15 protein-coding genes are annotated in these 17245 nt (G+C 68.0%); all 15 read left to right on the top strand.

Features of this window, described 5'->3' with window-relative positions:
• The first annotated feature begins 104 nt into the window (after positions 1-104).
• The 15 genes from GGR90_RS00640 (at position 105) to ftsA (ending at position 17104) form a co-directional block, all read left to right on the top strand.
• Positions 105-605: a division/cell wall cluster transcriptional repressor MraZ gene (locus tag GGR90_RS00640; protein ID WP_167918487.1), complete on the top strand. Its 501-nt coding sequence runs from the start codon at positions 105-107 to the stop codon at positions 603-605.
• A gap of 8 nt (positions 606-613) precedes the next feature.
• A complete protein-coding gene (rsmH, locus tag GGR90_RS00635; RefSeq protein ID WP_167920739.1) occupies positions 614-1606 on the top strand; it encodes a 16S rRNA (cytosine(1402)-N(4))-methyltransferase RsmH in 993 nt (330 codons plus the stop codon).
• Positions 1600-2223, top strand: coding sequence for a hypothetical protein (locus tag GGR90_RS00630; RefSeq protein ID WP_245198324.1), 624 nt, complete (start codon positions 1600-1602; stop codon positions 2221-2223). The genes rsmH and GGR90_RS00630 overlap by 7 nt, the downstream gene beginning before the upstream one ends.
• Entirely contained in the window at positions 2220-3908 is a 1689-nt protein-coding gene (locus GGR90_RS00625; protein ID WP_167918485.1) for a peptidoglycan D,D-transpeptidase FtsI family protein, read from the top strand. The genes GGR90_RS00630 and GGR90_RS00625 overlap by 4 nt, the downstream gene beginning before the upstream one ends.
• A complete protein-coding gene (locus GGR90_RS00620; protein WP_167918483.1) occupies positions 3908-5347 on the top strand; it encodes a UDP-N-acetylmuramoyl-L-alanyl-D-glutamate--2,6-diaminopimelate ligase in 1440 nt (479 codons plus the stop codon). Before GGR90_RS00625 ends, GGR90_RS00620 begins: the two co-directional genes overlap by 1 nt.
• Positions 5344-6720 carry a UDP-N-acetylmuramoyl-tripeptide--D-alanyl-D-alanine ligase gene (locus GGR90_RS00615; RefSeq protein WP_167918481.1) on the top strand — a complete coding sequence of 459 codons (1377 nt, stop codon included), beginning with the start codon at positions 5344-5346 and terminating at the stop codon, positions 6718-6720. The genes GGR90_RS00620 and GGR90_RS00615 overlap by 4 nt, the downstream gene beginning before the upstream one ends.
• Positions 6720-7790 carry a phospho-N-acetylmuramoyl-pentapeptide-transferase gene (mraY, locus tag GGR90_RS00610; protein ID WP_167918479.1) on the top strand — a complete coding sequence of 357 codons (1071 nt, stop codon included), beginning with the start codon at positions 6720-6722 and terminating at the stop codon, positions 7788-7790. The genes GGR90_RS00615 and mraY overlap by 1 nt, the downstream gene beginning before the upstream one ends.
• On the top strand, positions 7787-9091 hold the full coding sequence (gene murD, locus GGR90_RS00605; protein ID WP_167918477.1) for a UDP-N-acetylmuramoyl-L-alanine--D-glutamate ligase: 1305 nt from the start codon (positions 7787-7789) through the stop codon (positions 9089-9091). Before mraY ends, murD begins: the two co-directional genes overlap by 4 nt.
• Positions 9088-10320 carry an FtsW/RodA/SpoVE family cell cycle protein gene (locus GGR90_RS00600; protein WP_209023521.1) on the top strand — a complete coding sequence of 411 codons (1233 nt, stop codon included), beginning with the start codon at positions 9088-9090 and terminating at the stop codon, positions 10318-10320. The genes murD and GGR90_RS00600 overlap by 4 nt, the downstream gene beginning before the upstream one ends.
• Positions 10317-11501, top strand: coding sequence for an undecaprenyldiphospho-muramoylpentapeptide beta-N-acetylglucosaminyltransferase (gene murG, locus GGR90_RS00595; RefSeq protein ID WP_167918475.1), 1185 nt, complete (start codon positions 10317-10319; stop codon positions 11499-11501). Before GGR90_RS00600 ends, murG begins: the two co-directional genes overlap by 4 nt.
• Positions 11501-12934 carry a UDP-N-acetylmuramate--L-alanine ligase gene (gene murC / locus GGR90_RS00590; protein WP_167918473.1) on the top strand — a complete coding sequence of 478 codons (1434 nt, stop codon included), beginning with the start codon at positions 11501-11503 and terminating at the stop codon, positions 12932-12934. The genes murG and murC overlap by 1 nt, the downstream gene beginning before the upstream one ends.
• A 151-nt stretch (positions 12935-13085) precedes the next feature.
• The gene (gene murB / locus GGR90_RS00585; protein WP_167918471.1) at positions 13086-13985 is read left to right on the top strand and encodes a UDP-N-acetylmuramate dehydrogenase; all 900 of its coding nucleotides are present in this window, start codon (positions 13086-13088) and stop codon (positions 13983-13985) included.
• Complete coding sequence (locus GGR90_RS00580; RefSeq protein ID WP_167918468.1) at positions 13982-14908, top strand: D-alanine--D-alanine ligase; 927 nt, start codon at positions 13982-13984, stop codon at positions 14906-14908. Before murB ends, GGR90_RS00580 begins: the two co-directional genes overlap by 4 nt.
• Positions 14905-15843 carry a cell division protein FtsQ/DivIB gene (locus GGR90_RS00575; protein ID WP_167918463.1) on the top strand — a complete coding sequence of 313 codons (939 nt, stop codon included), beginning with the start codon at positions 14905-14907 and terminating at the stop codon, positions 15841-15843. Before GGR90_RS00580 ends, GGR90_RS00575 begins: the two co-directional genes overlap by 4 nt.
• A gap of 4 nt (positions 15844-15847) precedes the next feature.
• Positions 15848-17104 (top strand): cell division protein FtsA, encoded by a 1257-nt coding sequence (ftsA, locus tag GGR90_RS00570; protein ID WP_167918460.1) that lies wholly within the window; start codon positions 15848-15850, stop codon positions 17102-17104.
• The last annotated feature ends 141 nt before the right edge of the window (positions 17105-17245 follow it).

Raw genomic sequence — 17245 nt, 5'->3', positions numbered from 1 at the left:
GAATCGGAGAGGGGCATTCTCCACCCGCGCCGAACCAGCTGGAATCCTGCGATTCCGGGGCCGGGGAAGTTTTGCCCGGTGGCGCGGATACGGGGGGCAGAGCGATGGCGATTGTGACGCCCGGCCAGTATGCGGGCACCAATTTCGCCGCGATCGATGGCAAGGGGCGCATCGCCGTCCCCTCTCAGTTCCGCAACAATGTGCCCCTCAATGCGGACGGCCAGCGCGTGCTTTGGGTCGGTTTCCACGAAAAACTGCCCTGTCTCGTCGCCTATGGCCAGGATCAGTATGACCGGCTGAACGGCGAGATCGAGCGCGACCGCGAAACCGCGCGGCTGCGCAACCTCGACTTCGACGAGGATACCGAGTTCAAGAAGCGGTTCAGCTATACCGAGCCCTACACGCTCGACGATAGCGGTCGTTTCCTTCCCAGCTTCATCCACCGCGACCGCGTCGGCGATGCCGGCGCGACGGCTTTTGTGGGGTCGGGCCGCCGCCTCGAAATCTGGTGGCTGCCGACGCTCGCCGAATGCGCCGAGGCCGATCCGGTGCTCCAGCGCCTCGCCGCCTCGTGGGATCAGGCGAAAGGGAAAGGGCGCAAGTGACCGACCTTATCCCCGGCCTCCCCCGCGATCCGCGCCACGATCCGGTCCTCCGCTCAGAAGTCATCGCCGCGCTCGCCATTGCCCCGGGTGAGCGCCACGTCGATGCGACCTTCGGCGCCGGCGGCTACACCCGCGCGATGCTCGCCGCGGGCGCCGACGTCGTCGCCTGCGACCGCGACCCCGACGCGATCGCCGAAGGGCAGGCGCTTGTCGCCGAAGCCGCTGGTCATCTGACGCTGGTCCACGGCCGCTTCGGCGAGATCGACCGGCTGCTCGCCGAGCGCGGGATCGACGCGGTCGACGGCATCACTTTCGACATCGGCGTCTCGTCGATGCAGCTCGACCAGGGCGAGCGCGGCTTTTCGTTCCAGAAGGACGGCCCGCTCGACATGCGCATGGCGCAGGAGGGCGAAAGCGCCGCCGACTGGCTCAACCGCGCCGACGAGACCGAGATCGCCGACGTCCTCTTCCACTATGGCGACGAGCGCCAGTCGCGCCGCGTCGCGCGCGCGATCGTCGCCGCGCGCCCGCTGACCCGCACCGCCGAACTCGCGACCGTGATCCGCAAGGCGCTGCGCCATCCGCCCGGCGCGCCGAAGGATCCCTCGACCAAGAGCTTTCAGGCGATCCGCATCCACATCAATAGCGAACTCGACGAGCTGGTCGCGGGCCTTTCCGCCGCCGAACGGCTGCTGCGCCCCGGTGGCCGGCTCGCCGTCGTCAGCTTTCACAGTACCGAGGACCGTATCGTGAAGAATTTCCTGCGCGAACGCAGCGGTGGCGATGCCGCGGGTTCGCGTCACCGGCCCGCGCCGATCCCTCTGGCGCGGGCCGCAACCTTCGAGACGCCGGCGCGCAAGATACGCCCCGGCAAGGAAGAGGAAGCGCGCAATCCGCGCGCCCGTTCGGCGACGCTGCGCAGCGCGGTCCGCACCGCGGCACCCGCCTGGCACGGAAATTCAGGGCCGGATAGTTCGATGAAGGAGGCGATGTCATGCTGATGGCGGCCCGCAAGCTCCAGGGAATCGGCCTGGTCCTGCTCGTGCTCATCTTCGCGATGATGCTCTATCCCGTGTCGCTCAAGGTCGCGGCGACGCGCAGCGAACTGACGCGCATCGAGCGCGACATCATCCGGGCGCGCGACAATATCCGCTACCTCGAATCCGAACTCGCGGTGCGCGCCTCGATGCGCCAGCTCGAACAGTGGAACGCCGATACCTTCGGCTATTCGGCGCCCGACGCCGCGCAATATCTGGAAAACGAACGCCAGCTCGCCTCGCTCGACCGGCTGCCGCGCGCGCGCGGCGCCAACGAGGTGGCGCCGGTGCTGATGGCGATGGTCTCGCCGGTCGCGGTGCCGGCCGCGCCGAAGGAAAGCCCGGTCGCAAGCGAGCCTGCCGTGACGAAGCCCGCGGCAGCAAAGCCCGTCGCCGCGAAGCCCGTCCAGCTCGCGCAGGCCGATACCGGCGTGCGCAGCGACGTCACCCCGCGCATGGCGCCGACGCGCCGCCGCGAACAGCTCAAGATGATCGAGGACCAGCTGCTCGCCGAATCGACGCTCGCCGATTTGAAGCGCGCGGCCGCCATTGAAGCGGCGGGAGGAAAGCCCGGCCGATGAACACGCTGGTCGTCCGTCCGACCCGGGTTCGAACCGCTGGGGTGCGGCAGCAGATATTGCTGACCGCGCAGCAACGTTTGATGATCCTGATGCTGCTGTTCATGGCGGCATTTTTGGTTGTGTCGGTGCGCCTCCTTTATTTCGCGCTGTTCGATCCCTCGTCGGGCCGTTCGGCGGCGACGGCCTTCGTCCCGGCGCGCGCCGACATCGTCGACCGCAACGGCGTGCCGCTCGCGCGCACGATCGACGGCTATTCGATCCGCGTCGTGCCGTCGAAACTGCTCAACGACCGGCAATATCTGGCGGCCGAACTGCACAAGATCTTTCCCGACATGACGCGCCAGGACTTGCTGGCAAAGCTGACCGGGCCGCGTCCGACCTATATCCGCCGCCGCGCGCTGCCCGATCAGGTCGCGGCGGTGAACGCGATCGGCGACGTTGGCTTCGACTTCCCGCGCGAAAAGGAACGCCTCTATCCCCAGCTGACCCTCGCGGCGCATGTGCTCGGCTTCATCAACGCCGACGGCCATGGCGTGACGGGGGTGGAAGGCGCGTTCGACCAGCGGCTGATCGACGAGGCGACGCGCGGCGAGCCGCTGGCGCTGTCGATCGACGCGCGCGTGCAAGGCGTGCTTGAAAGCGAGCTGAGCGCGGCGGTCACCAATCTGGAAGCGATCGGCGGCGCGGGCATCATCCTCGACGTTCACACCGGCGAAGTCGCCGCGATGACCTCGCTGCCGACCTATAATCCGAACAAGCTGACGGGCAGCGACCCGACGACGCGCCGCAACGCCGTCACCTATAATCTCTACGAGCTGGGCTCGACCTTCAAGCCGCTGTCGATCGGCGCCGCGATCGACGCCGGCACGGTGACGAGCATGGCGCGCCGCTACGACGCGACGGCGCCGCTCCCGATCGCGGGCTTCCGCATTCGCGACAGCCACCCCGGCCGCTGGTATAATGTGCCCGAGACGCTGATCGAAAGCTCGAACATCGCGACCGCGCGCATCGCCGACGAGCTGGGGCGCGAAAAGCTGGAAGCGCTGTTCCGCAGCCTCGATTTCGACAAGCGCCCCGAAATCGAACTCCACGAACGCGCCTTCCCGCTCTGGCCCAAGAATTGGGGCCGGGTGACGACGATGACGACCAGCTATGGGCACGGCATCGCGGTGACGCCGCTGCATCTCGCGAGCGCCTATGCCGCGCTCGTCAACGGCGGCCTTTATCGTCCCGCGACGATGCTCAAGCTCGGCGACAAGCCGCCGCCGCAGGGGCGCCGCGTGTTCAAGGCGTCGACCAGCGCGCGGATGCGCCAGTTGCTGCGCCTGATCGTTTCGGATGGCACCGGCAAGCAGGCGGACGCCCCGGGCTTTCGCGTCGGGGGCAAGACCGGATCGGCCGAAAAGCCGGGCGCGGGCGGCTATCGTCGCCATTCACTCGTCTCGACCTTCGCCGCGGCCTTCCCGATGGACAATCCGCGCTATATCGTGCTCGTGATGATCGACGAGCCCAAGGGCAATGCCTATAGTTCGGGCCAGCGCACCGCGGGCTGGACTGCGGCACCGGTGGTGCGCAAGGTCGTGACGCGTGCGGGTCCGATGCTCGGCGTCTTCCCCGACGAAAGCCGCGACGTCGACGTCTCCGAACTCCTCCCGCTGCTGCGCAGAGGCGAGGAAACGCACTGATGCGGCTCGCCGCGCTGCTCGACGATCAGGCGCTGGAGGGCAGCGATCCCGTGGTGACGGGGCTCGCGATCGATCATCGCAAGGTCGCGCCGGGCACGATTTTCGGTGCCTTCGTCGGCGAAAAATTCAACGGCGAGGATTTCATCCCGGCTGCGGTCGCATCGGGCGCGGTTGCGGTCGTCGCGCGCGCCGAAGCGAAGGTCGAGGGGGCGGTACATGTCGCCGACGCCAATCCGCGCCGCGCCTTCGCGCATATCGCCGCGCGCTTCTTTCACCGTTTCCCGGCGACTTGCGTCGCGGTGACGGGGACCAACGGCAAGACCTCGACCGTCGAAATGACGCGCCAGCTGTGGCGCATGGCCGGCTTCAACGCCGCATCGATCGGCACGCTCGGCATCACGACCTCGCTGGAGAGCGCCTCGACCGGGCTGACGACGCCCGACGTCGTCACCTTCCTGTCGAACATGTCGGGTCTTGCTGCCGAGGGCGTCACCCATGCGGCTTTCGAGGCGTCGAGCCACGGCCTCGACCAGTATCGCACCGAGGGGCTGTCGGTGAAGGCCGCCGCCTTCACCAACCTCAGCCACGATCATCTCGACTATCACGGCACGATGGAAGCTTATCTTCAGGCCAAGCTCCGCCTCTTCGCCGAAGTGGTCGAGGGGGGCGGCGCGGCGGTGGTCTGGGCCGACGATGACTATTCGCCCGCCGTGATCGACGCGGTGGCGGCCCGCGGCATCCGCCTGCTGACCGTCGGCACGCAGGGCGAAAGGCTCCGCCTCGTCTCGCGCGCGCCGACCCAGCTCGGCCAGTCGCTCGTCATCGCCGCAGGCGACCTCACCCAAAAGGTCGATCTGCCGCTGATCGGCGCCTATCAGGTCGCCAATGCTTTGGTATCCGCCGGGCTCGTCATCGCGACCGGCGGCGACGCGGCGCAAACGCTCGCCAATCTCGCGCGGCTCCAGCCGGTGCGCGGGCGGCTCGAACGCGCCGCCATCACCCGCGCGGGCGCGCCGGTCTATGTCGATTACGCGCACACCCCCGACGCGATCGAGGCGGCGCTCGACGCGCTGCGCCCGCACGCGAGCGGCCGCCTGATCCTCGTCTTCGGCGCCGGCGGCGACCGCGACCAGGCGAAGCGGCCCGAAATGGGCAGGGTCGCCGCCGCCAAGGCCGATGTGCTCGTCATTACCGACGACAATCCGCGCGGCGAAGATCCCGCCTTCATCCGCGATGCGATCGCCGCCGCCGCACCCGATGCGCGGGTGATCGGCGACCGCCGCGCCGCGATCGCCGCCGCGATCGCCGAGGCGCGCGCCGACGACATCGTCTGCATCGCGGGCAAGGGGCACGAACAGGGCCAGATCGTCGGACGCGGCGACGCGATGCGCGTCATTCCCTTCGACGACGTCACCGTCGCACGCGAGGAGGCCGCATGAACCCGCTCTGGACCGCGCGCGCCATCGCGACGGCTTGCGGAGGCACCGCCAGCGCCGACTTCACCGTGCAGGGCGTCGCCTTCGACTCGCGCGAGGTGACGAAGGGCGATCTCTTCATCGCGATGAAGGGCGAGAGCGCCGACGGGCATGATTTCATCGACAAGGCGATCGCGGCGAGCGCCGCGGGCATCATCTGCGAAACCTTAATCGACCATCCGCATGTCCGCGTCGCCGACAGCGCCGCCGCCCTGAACGCGCTCGGCATCGCGTCGCGCGCGCGCAGCCATGGCCGCATCATCGGCGTCACCGGATCGGCGGGCAAGACGGGGACGAAGGAGGCGCTGTTCGCCGCGCTCGATCGCTTCCGTCCCGGCAAGGCGCACCGCTCGGTCAAAAGCTACAATAATCATGTCGGCGTGCCGCTCAGCCTCGCGCGCATGCCGAGCAGCGCCGATTACGGCATCTTCGAAATGGGCATGAACCACGCGGGCGAGCTTGCCGCGCTGACGCGCATGGTGCGCCCGCACGTCGCGATCGTCACGACGATTGCGCCGGCACATATGGAATTTTTCGGCAGCGAAGAAGCGATCGCCGACGCCAAGGCCGAGATTTTCGAAGGGCTCGAGCCCAGCGGCACCGCGATCATTCCCTTCGACAGCCCGCATTATGCGCGCCTGCGCGCCAAGGCCGAACGGCATGCCGCGCACATCGTCAGCTTCGGGCTGAACGAGGGCGCCGACGTCCGCGCGGTCGACTGGCTGCCCGACGGGCAGGGCGGCTCGCTCGTCACCGCGCAGGTGCAGGAATCGCTCCTCTGCTTCACCATCGCGCAGGCCGGCGCGCATTGGGTCGCCAATTCGCTCGCGGTGCTCGCCGCGGTGAAGGCGGTCGGCGGCGACCTGCCCGCGGCGGGGCTCGCCTTCGCCGAAATGGGCGGGCTCGCGGGCCGCGGCGCGCGCCACCGCGTCGACGTGCCCGGCGGCCAGATCCTCGTCATCGACGAAAGCTATAACGCCAACCCCGCGTCGATGGCGGCGACGATCGATCAACTCGGCACCGAATCCGCGGACCGCAAGGTCGCGATTCTCGGCGCGATGAAGGAACTCGGGGCGGGCGGAGAGGCCTGGCATGCGGGCCTCGCGGCTCCGCTCGTCGCGGCCGGAGTGCAATTCGCCCTGCTTGTCGGCGAAGAGATGGCGCCGCTCGCCAAAGCGCTTGAGGGCCGCGTCGATTTCGAGCATGTGCCCGCGCAATCGGCCGCGGTAGGGCGGCTCGGTGACCTGATCCGCGCCGGCGACGCCGTGCTGGTCAAGGGGTCGAACAGCGTCGGGCTGTCGCATGTCGTGACGGCGCTGACCAGCGGGGATTATTGATGCTTTATTGGCTGGCGGAATGGCTAGGCTTTCCGGGGGCGCTCAACCTCATTCGCTACCTGAGCTTCCGCTCGGGCGCGGCGGTCGCGACCGCGCTGATCCTCGGCCTGTGGATTGGCCCGCGCTTCATCCTGATGCTGCGGACGCGGCAGGGGAAGGGGCAGCCGATCCGCGACGATGGCCCGCAAAGCCACCTCGCCAAAAAGGGCACACCGACGATGGGCGGGCTGATGATCCTCATTTCGCTGATGATCTCGGCGCTTCTGTGGATGGATCTCTCCAACCGCTTCGTCTGGGCATGTCTCTTCGTCACCGCGGGTTTCGCGGTCGTCGGCTTTCTCGACGATTATGACAAGGTGACCAAGGCCAGCCACCGCGGCATTCCGGGCCGCATTCGCCTGCTTATCGAATTCCTGATCGCGGGGGTCGCGGTTCTGCTGATCGTCTCGCGCACCGGCACCGACCTCTATCTGCCCTTTTTTACCGACGTCTATATCCCGCTCGGACCGCTCTATTATGTCTTCGCGATGGTGCTGATCGTCGGCTTCGGTAACGCGGTGAACCTCACCGACGGGCTCGACGGGCTCGCGACCTTCCCGGTGATCATCGCCAGCCTGACCTTCCTCGTCATCGTCTACCTCTCGGGCAATGCGAAGTTCGCGGGCTATCTCGGCATCCCGCACGTCCCCGGCGCGGGCGAGCTTGCTGTGTTCGCCGCCGCGATCATCGGCGCCTGCCTCGCCTTCCTGTGGTTCAACGCGCCCCCCGCCGCCGTCTTCATGGGCGATACCGGCAGCCTTGCGCTCGGCGGCGCGCTCGCGACGATCGCGGTGACCGCGCAGCACGAACTCGTCCTCGTCCTCGTCGGCGGGCTGTTCGTGGTCGAGGCCTTGTCGGTGATCATCCAGGTCTTCTGGTACAAGCGCACCGGCAAGCGCGTCTTTCGCATGGCGCCTATCCACCATCATTTCGAGCAATTGGGCTGGCCCGAATCGACCGTCGTCATCCGCTTCTGGATCGTCTCGATCGTCCTCGCGCTGGCCGGGCTCGCGACCTTGAAGCTCCGGTGATCACCTCGCGCGCCTTTGCCGGTCGCCGCTATGCGGTGCTGGGGCTGGCGCGCTCGGGGCTCGCGACGGTCGAGGCGCTCGTGGCCAGCGGCGCGGGCGTCACCGCCTGGGACGAGCGCGAGGAGGCGCGCGACGATGCGATGGCATTGGGCGCCGACATCGGCAACCCGCTCGAGATCGACCTCGTCGGTTTCGCGGGGGTCGTCGTCTCGCCCGGCGTGCCGCTCAACCGCCACCCGATCGCCGCGCACGCGCGCGAAGCCCATGTTCCCGTCATCGGCGACATCGAACTTTTTGCCGAAGCCGAGGGCGACCTGCCGCCGCACAAGACCGTCGGCATCACCGGCACCAACGGCAAGTCGACCGTCACCGCGCTCGTCGCCCACATGCTCGAAAGTGCCGGCGTGCCGACGCTGATGGGCGGCAACATCGGCCTGCCGATCCTGACGCGCGAGCCTTTGCCCGAAGGCGGCGTTTACGTCCTCGAACTGTCGAGCTACCAGATCGACCTTTCGCACAGTCTCGCGTGCGACGTCGCGCTACTCACCAACCTCAGCCCCGATCACCTCGATCGCTACGACGGCTTCGCCGGCTATTCGGCGTCGAAAGCGCGGCTGTTCAGCCTTCAGCACCGCGATCAGGTCGCGATCGTCGCGGTCGACGACGATCCGTCGAAGATGATCGCCAGCCGCATCAACCATCGCCTCCACCGCGTCTCGGGCAAGGACATCGACCCCGTCGATCAAGCCCGTTGGCCCGCACTTCAAGGCCCGCACAACGCGCAGAACGCCGTCTGCGCGATCGCCGTATGCCGCGTGCTGGGATTGAACGACGAACAGATCGAACGCGGCCTCGCGACCTACAAGTCGCTGCCGCACCGTATGGAATTGGTCGGCGAAGCCGATGGTGTCCGCTGGTTCAACGACAGCAAGGCCACCAACGCGGCTTCCGCTGCACCGGCGCTGGCGGCATTCCCGCCGGCGCCGGACCAGCGTTTGCACTGGATCGCCGGCGGGCAGGCGAAGGGCGACGGGCTCGCCGCCTGCCGCCCCTGGTTCGGCCACGTCAAGCGCGCCTATCTGATCGGCGAGGCGATGGAGACGTTCGCGGCCGAGATCGGCGACGCTTGTCCCGTCGAAAAGTTGGGCGATCTGGCGACCGCGGTGAAGCAGGCGGCGGCGGCGGCAGAGCCCGGCGACATCGTCCTGCTGTCGCCCGCCTGCGCCTCGTTCGACCAGTATAAGGATTATGAACAGCGCGGCGATGCGTTTCGCGCCGCCGTACAGGCGCTCGGGGCATGAGTGGGGGGGACAATATGGACGCGACCGAACGCCCGGTGATCGCGGCCACGCGTACGACCAAACGCCGCGGCCCGCGCCTCAGCCGCGCCGACCGCACCCCGCTCGGCCTCTGGTTCTGGGAAATCGACCGCGTCCTGCTGCTGCTCGTCTCGATCCTCGTCGCGGTCGGGCTCGTCGCGGTCGCGGCCGCGTCGCCCGTCGCGGCGCAGAAGCTATCGACCTCGACCGCGTCGCTCGACCCGCTCTATTATTTCTATCGCCAGCTGATGTGGGTGATCGTCGGCGTCCCCGTGATGCTGATGGTGTCGATGCTGCCCAAGCCGCAGGCGCGGCGCTTCGCTATCTACGGCACGATCGTCTTTCTCTTCCTGCTCTTCCTCGTCCCGCTCGTCGGCGCCTCGGTGAACGGAGCGCAGCGTTGGCTCGGCAGCGGCGTGCTCCGCCTCCAGCCGTCCGAATTCCTCAAACCCTTCTTCGCGGTGTCGCTCGCCTGGGTGCTGTCGCTGCGCCTCCACGACCAGAGCCTGCCCGTCGTCCCGCTCGCCGCGGCGCTGACCGGCGTCATCGCGCTGCTGTTGATGGGCCAGCCCGACCTTGGACAGACGGTCATCTTCGCCGCGACCTGGTTCGTGCTCGTGCTCGTCGCGGGTCTGTCGATGCGGATCATGGGGATGCTCGCGGGCACCGGCGTCGCCGGCCTCATCCTCGCCTATTTCTTCTACCCCGTGGCGCAGCAGCGCATCAACATCTGGCTGTTCGACAAGGGCGACAGCTTTCAGGTCGACAAGGCGCATGCGACGCTGACCGCCGGCGGGCTGATCGGCACCGGCCCCGGCGCCGGCCTCGCCAAGTTCCAGCTGCCCGAGGCGCATACCGACTATATCTTTTCGGTGATCGGCGAGGAGTTCGGGATGATCGCGTGCATCGCGATCGCCGCGCTCTATCTCGCGATCATCGTCCGCGTCCTCGTCCGCCTGCTCGATGAGGAGGACAGCTTCCTGATCCTCGCGGTCGCCGGGCTGATCGCGCAGTTCGGCGGACAGGCGGTGATCAACATGGGGGTGAACACGCAGATATTCCCGTCAAAGGGGATGACGCTGCCTTTCATCTCCTACGGCGGCTCGTCTTTCATCGCTCTGTCGATCGGCATGGGTTTGCTCTTGTCGCTGACCCGGCGAAACCCCTATGCGGCTCGGGTGTCGATGACCCGCAACTGGAACAAGAAATGAGCGCAACTCGCCACTTCCTTCTCGCCGCCGGCGGGACGGGGGGACATATGTTGCCCGCCTACGCTTTGGCGGGCGAACTGATCGCGCGAGGCCACCGCGTCGCGCTGGTCAGCGACGACCGCGGGCTCAAGATTCCGGGTGCGCCCGCCGAGATGGAAACGCATGTCCTGCCCGCCGGGCGCGTCCATGGCGGCCCCGTCGGCTGGCTCAAGGCCGCGCTCGCGATCCGCAAGGGGCGGCGGCAGGCGATCGACCTGATCCGCGAGTTCGACCCCGCGGTCGTCGTCGGCTTCGGCGGCTATCCCTCGCTCCCCAGCCTGCTCGCTGCGGGCGCGACCAGGCGGCCGCGCGTGCTCCACGAGCAGAATGCCGTGCTCGGCCGCGTCAACCGCATGATGGCGCCGCGCGTCGACGCGGTCGCGGTCGCCTATCGCAACATCCAGCGTTATCCGGTCGGGCACGAGGCAAAGCTTCACATCACCGGCAATCCCGTGCGCGACGAGATCATCGCGATCCGCGAGGACGGTTTTCCGCCTTTGCCCGAGGACGGCATCTTCCGCCTGCTCGTCGTCGGCGGCAGCCTTGGCGCCACCGTGCTCAGCGAAGTCGTCCCCGCCGCGATCGCGATGCTGCCGCGCGCCTTGCTCGACCGGCTGCAGGTCGTCCAGCAGTGCCGCGAGGATGATCTGGAAGCGGTGCGCGCCCGCTATGCCGAACTCGGCGTCGCCGCCGAATGCGCGTCCTATATCAAGGATTTCCCCGATCGGCTGCGCTGGGCGCATATGGTCATCGCGCGCGCCGGCGCCTCGACCGTCGCCGAACTCGCATGCGCGGGGCGCCCCGCGATCTTCGTCCCCTATCCGAGCGCGATGGACGATCATCAGACGTGGAATGTCGTCGACCTCGTCGAAGCGGGCGGGGCGATCGCCTTTCAGCAGTCCGCTTTCACCCCCGCCGAGGTCGCGAAGCATATCCAGCGCATGGCGCTCGAGCCCGGCGCGCTCGAAGAAGCCGCGACGCGCGCGGCGAGCTGCGGACTTCCCGACGCGACGCGCGACCTCGCCGACCTCGTCGAATCGCTCACCGCGCCGCCGATGATGGACGTGATCCGCGTCGGCACCCCGTCGCGCTCCGCCGCGGTCGCGGGCGGCGTCGCCGCCACCCGTGCGGGAGATCGCTGATGCGCGGCGTTGCGACCGACATCGGCACCATCCACTTCATCGGCATCGGCGGCATCGGCATGTCGGGGATCGCCGAGGTGATGCACAATCTCGGCTATCAGGTGCAGGGCAGCGACATCGCCGATAGCTATGTCGTCGAGGGCCTTCGAGGGCGCGGCATCAACGTCGCGATCGGCCACGCCCCCGAGAATGTCGACGGCGTCGCCGTCGTCGTCACCTCGACCGCGGTCAAGCGCGGCAATCCTGAGGTCGAGGCGGCGCTCGCGCACCGCATCCCGCTCGTCCGCCGCGCCGAAATGCTCGCCGAGCTGATGCGGCTCAAATCGACCGTCGCGATCGCGGGCACTCACGGCAAGACGACGACGACCAGCCTCGTCGCGGCGCTGCTCGACGCGGGCGGGATCGACCCGACCGTGATCAACGGCGGCATCATCAACAATTATGGTTCGAACGCGCGCCTCGGCGCCAGCGACTGGATGGTGGTCGAGGCCGACGAGAGCGACGGCAGCTTCCTGCGCCTCGACGGCACGATCGCGGTCGTCACCAACATCGATCCCGAACATCTCGACCATTATGGCAGCTTCGACGCGATCAAGGACGCTTTCGTCGAGTTCATCGAGAATGTGCCTTTCTATGGCGCCGCGATGCTCTGCCTCGACCATCCCGAGGTGCAGGCGATCATCCCGCGCATCCGCGACCGCCGGATCATCACCTATGGTTTCTCTGCCCAAGCGGACGTGCGCGGCACCAATGTGATGCCGGGCCCCGACGGCAACCGCTTCGACGTCGTCGTGCGCGACCGCGATGGGAATAGCCGCACGATCGAGGGCATCCACCTGCCGATGTCGGGCCGCCACAATGTCCAGAACGCGCTCGCGGCGATTGCGGTCGCGCTCCACATGGGCGTCAGCGACGCGAAGATCGCCACCGGCTTCAACGGCTTCGCGGGGGTCAAGCGCCGCTTCACCAAGGTCGGCGAGATCGCGGCGGGTGAGGGCATCGTGACCGTCATCGACGACTATGCCCACCACCCCGTCGAGATTCGCGCCGTGCTGTCGGCCGCGCGCGAAGGGGCGGGGGCGGGGCGCGTCGTCGGCGTCGTCCAGCCGCACCGCTTCACGCGCCTTCGCGATCATATGGACGATTTCCAGCAGGCGTTTAACGACGCCGACATCGTCCTCGCGCTCCCCGTCTACGCCGCGGGCGAAAGCCCGATCGACGGCGTTTCGTCCGATACGCTCACCGCGGGGCTGCGCGACCGCGGCCACCGTCACGCACAAGTCGTCGCCGACGCGAACGCGCTCGCCGCGAGCCTCGCCGCGAGCATTCGGACGGGCGAACTCGGCGCGGGCGACATGATCATCTGCTTGGGTGCGGGCGACATCACGAAGATGGCGGCGGGGCTGGCGGCGGCGGTGGAGAGCGCGAAGTGAGCGGCCCGTGCCAGATCCTCCCCGGAACGGGGAGGGGGACCATGCGAAGCATGGTGGAGGGGCACGCGCATTCGAACGCAGCGCCCGACATCCTGTGCCCCTCCACCACCCTACGGGTGGTCCCCCTCCCCCGTTGGGGGAGGATCGGCGCATGACCGCCACCGCAACCCTCCCAACCGTCCGCGGCAAACTCACCCCGCGGGCGCCGCTCGCCCCCCTCGTCTGGTTCAAGTCGGGCGGCCCCGCCGACTGGCTGTTCGAACCGAAGGACGCCGACGACCTCGCCGATTTCCTCCGCGATCTCGATCCCGCCACCCCCGTGATGGCGCTCGGCCTCGGCTCGAACCTCATCGTCCGCGACGGCGGTTTCCCGGGCGTCGTGGTCCGGCTCGGCAAGGCCTTCGCGAAAGTCGAAGCCATCGACGCGACGACGCTGCGCTGCGGCGGCGGTGCGTCGGGCATCCTCGTCTCTTCGACCGCGCGCGACGCGGGTATCGCCGGCATGGAATTCCTCCGCTCGATCCCCGGCACCGTCGGCGGCTTCGTGCGCATGAACGGCGGCGCCTATGGCGGCGAGGTCAAGGACATCCTCGTCGACTGCGACGTCGTGCTTCGCTCGGGCGAACGCAAGGCGCTGCCGCTCGCCGATTTAGGCTACACCTATCGCCACAGCGAACTGCCCGAAGGTGCGGTGGTGATCGGTGCGACCTTCCGCGGCCGTCCGGGAGAAGCGCAAGCGATCCAGGCCGAAATGGACCGCATCTCGGCGAGCCGCGAAGCCTCGCAGCCGCTGCGCTCGAAAACCGGCGGCTCGACCTTCAAGAACCCCGACGGACACAAGGCCTGGCAATTGGTCGACGATGCGGGCTGCCGCGGTTTCGCCGTCGGCGGCGCGCAGGTCAGCGAGAAGCACACCAATTTCCTGATCAATAGCGGCGACGCGACGAGCGCCGACATCGAGGCACTCGGCGAAGAAGTCCGCCGCCGGGTGAAGGACAAGAGCGGCATCGAACTGCAATGGGAGATTCAACGCGTGGGTAAGCCCGTATGAGCCGGGGTCCGTGGCATGTCGCCGTCCTGATGGGCGGCTGGTCCGCCGAACGCGAAGTGTCGCTGATGAGCGGGGGCGGCGTCGCCGACGCGCTCGAATCGCGGGGCCACAAAGTCACGCGTATCGACATGGACCGCGACGTCGCGCTGCGGCTCGCCGAGGCGAAGCCCGACGTCGTCTTCAACGCGCTCCACGGCGTCCCGGGCGAAGACGGGACGGTGCAGGGCCTGCTCGACCTGATGGGGCTCAAATATACGCACAGCGGCCTCGTCACATCGGTGATCGCGATCGACAAGGAATTGACGAAACAGGCGCTCGTCCCGCATGGCATCCCGATGCCGACGGGGACGATGGTCGACAGCGAAAGTCTCTTTTCCATCGACCCCTTGCCGCGCCCCTATGTGCTGAAACCCGTCAACGAAGGCTCGTCGGTCGGCGTCGCGATCGTCAAGGACGACAGCAATTACGGCAACCCGATCGCGCGCGACGCCGTCGGTCCGTGGCAGGAGTTCGACCGCCTGCTCGCCGAACCTTTCATCAAGGGCCGCGAGCTGACCGTCGCGGTGCTCGGCGATCAGGCGCTCGCGGTCACCGAGCTGCGCGTCAAATCGGGCTTCTACGACTATGACGCCAAATATACCGAGGGCCTCACCGAACATGTCTGCCCCGCCGACGTCCCCGCCGACGTCGCGCGGCGGATGAAGGATCTGGCGCTGCAATCGCACCGCCTGCTTGGCTGCAAGGGCGCCTCGCGCTCCGATTTTCGCTGGGACGACGAACATGGGCTGGCGGGTATCTATCTGCTTGAGGTCAATACCCAGCCCGGCATGACGCCGCTCAGCCTCGTGCCCGAACAGGGGCGCGCCGTCGGCATGGATTATGCCGAACTCGTCGAACGCCTCGTGGGGGAAGCGTTGTTATGAGCAAGACTCAGATCAAGCGCGGAAAAGCACCGCCAAGGCGGCCCGCGCGCGCGCCGAAAAAGCGGCGCAAGATCCAGCAATCGCGCCTCAACGCGATCATCAACGCGCTGCCGATCAGCCCGCAGCGGTTGCAGAAGGTCGCCAACTGGACGATCGGCCTCAGCCTGTGCGCCGTCGCCGCGATCGCCGCGCACGCGACCGGCGTCACCGCCAAGATCCACGAGGAATATGCCCAGGTCGTCGGCCGCGCGGGGTTTCAGGTCAAAAAGGTCGAGGTCGTCGGCGCCGACCGCATCGACCGGCTCAAACTCTATGACATCGCGCTCGCGCAGAAGGACCGCTCGATGGCGGCGGTCGACCTCGAGGATGTCCGCGCGGACCTGATGAAATATGGCTGGATCAAGGATGCGCGCGTGTCGCGCCGCCTGCCCGACACGCTCGTCGTCGACATCGTCGAGCGCACCCCCGCAGCGATCTGGCAGCACAACAACCGCCTGTCGCTGATCGACGAAAAGGGCGTCGTGCTCGAACCCGTCACCGTCGCGACGATGCCCGACCTGCCGCTCGTCATCGGCCCGCGCGCGAACCAGCGGTCGCAGGATCTCGCGCGCCTGCTCGCCTCGGCGAGCAGCCTCAAGGAATTGCTCGCCGGCGCGACTTGGGTCGGCAACCGCCGCTGGGACCTCCGCTTCCGCAGCGGCGAGACGCTGTCGCTGCCCGAAGGCGAGGACGAGGCGAAGGCCGCGCTCGCCAAATTCGCGCATATGGACGGCGCCAATCGCCTGCTCGGCCGCGGCATCCTCCGCTTCGACATGCGCGATCCCGAACGCTTCGTCCTCCGCCTGCCGCACGAGGGACAGGTGGCGCCCGCCAAGCTCGACGACATGCGCGCCGCGGTCGACGCCGTCGCCGCCAGCACCGCGAACGAAGGGTAGGGCCATGCCGCCGCCGCGCATCGAAAAGATCATCACCGCGCTCGACGTCGGGTCGTGGAAGGTCTGCGCGCTGATCGCGGGCCAGACCGCCGACGGCCAACTCCATGTCCTCGGCACCGGCCAGCGCGAGAGCCGCGGGGTCCAGCGCGGCTATGTCGCCGATATGGAACAGACCGAACATGTCGTGCGCGAGGCGATCGAGCAGGCCGAGCGCATCGCGGGCCTCAACATCGACGACGTCTGGGTCAGCTTCTCGGCGGGCAGCCTCTTGAGCGATGTCGCGCCGATCGAAAGCGAGCTCGGCGGGCACCGCATCGAGCAGGAGGATGTCGACGACCTGCTCGCCGCGGGCCGCGCCGGCATCGATCCCGAAGGGCGGATGATCCTCCACGCCCAGCCCGCGCTCTACACGCTCGACGGGCTCAACGGGGTCAAGAATCCGATCGGCCTCCACGCCGACCGCCTCGGCGTCGACATCCACATCATCATGGCCGACGGCGCGCCGGTGCGGAACCTCGAGTCCGCGGTGCGTCAGGCGCATCTCGACGTCAACGCCGTCGTCGCCTCGCCGATCGCCGCGGGGCTCGCCTGTTTGTCGGAGGAAGAGCGCGACCTCGGCGTCGCGCTCGTGGAACTTGGCGCCGCGGTCACCACCGTTTCGCTCTATGCCGGCGGCATGCTCGTCGAAATGGCGTCGCTACCCTTCGGCGCGAGCGACATCACCGACGACATCGCCTCGGCCTTCGGAATAAGGCGAAGCCAAGCGCAGCGGCTCCAGAGCTTCTACGGCTCGGCCTCCGCCAGCCCGCGCGACAATAATGAGATTATCGAACTCGACCCCGGCGCGCCGTCGGGCGGCGATTCCCCGCGCATCACGCGCGCGCAGCTGGTGGCGGTGATCCGCCAGCGGCTCGACGCGATGATGGGAGAGATCGGCCGGACATTGAAGGATCTGCATTTCGTCGGCCCGATCGGGCGGCAGGTCGTGCTCGTCGGCGGCGGCGCCGACCTCAAAGGGATCGCCGATTACACGCAGGCCGCCCTCGGCCGCGCCGCGCGCGTCGGGCGACCGCGCGGCTTGCACGGCCTGCCCGATGCGCATGGCGGCCCCGCTTTCGCGACGCTCGCGGGTCTGGTTCTCTATGCCGCGTCGGACCCCGTCGACCTTCGCGACCTGCCGATGATGGCGCAGGATGTGTACAAGCCGGCGGGAACCTCGATCCTCCACCGCCTGATGGCGGCTCTTAAGAGTAGTTTTTGAATGACGAGTGTCGAAAAGGTTAATTTTTTGGATGATTCCCACGTCACAATAGTGCAATGCGGGTGCAGAAAACCGGGCGGCCGGACTACCGCCCGGATGGGTCGCAAGGTTGGGGAAGCGGCATCTGTCCGCCGCTGCAGG

Origin of the sequence: Sphingopyxis italica (assembly GCF_011926545.1) — a bacterium.
Lineage (GTDB): Bacteria > Pseudomonadota > Alphaproteobacteria > Sphingomonadales > Sphingomonadaceae > Sphingopyxis > Sphingopyxis italica.
Note: the sequence above shows the minus strand (reverse complement) of the source record. Positions and strands in the feature narration are given on the sequence as shown.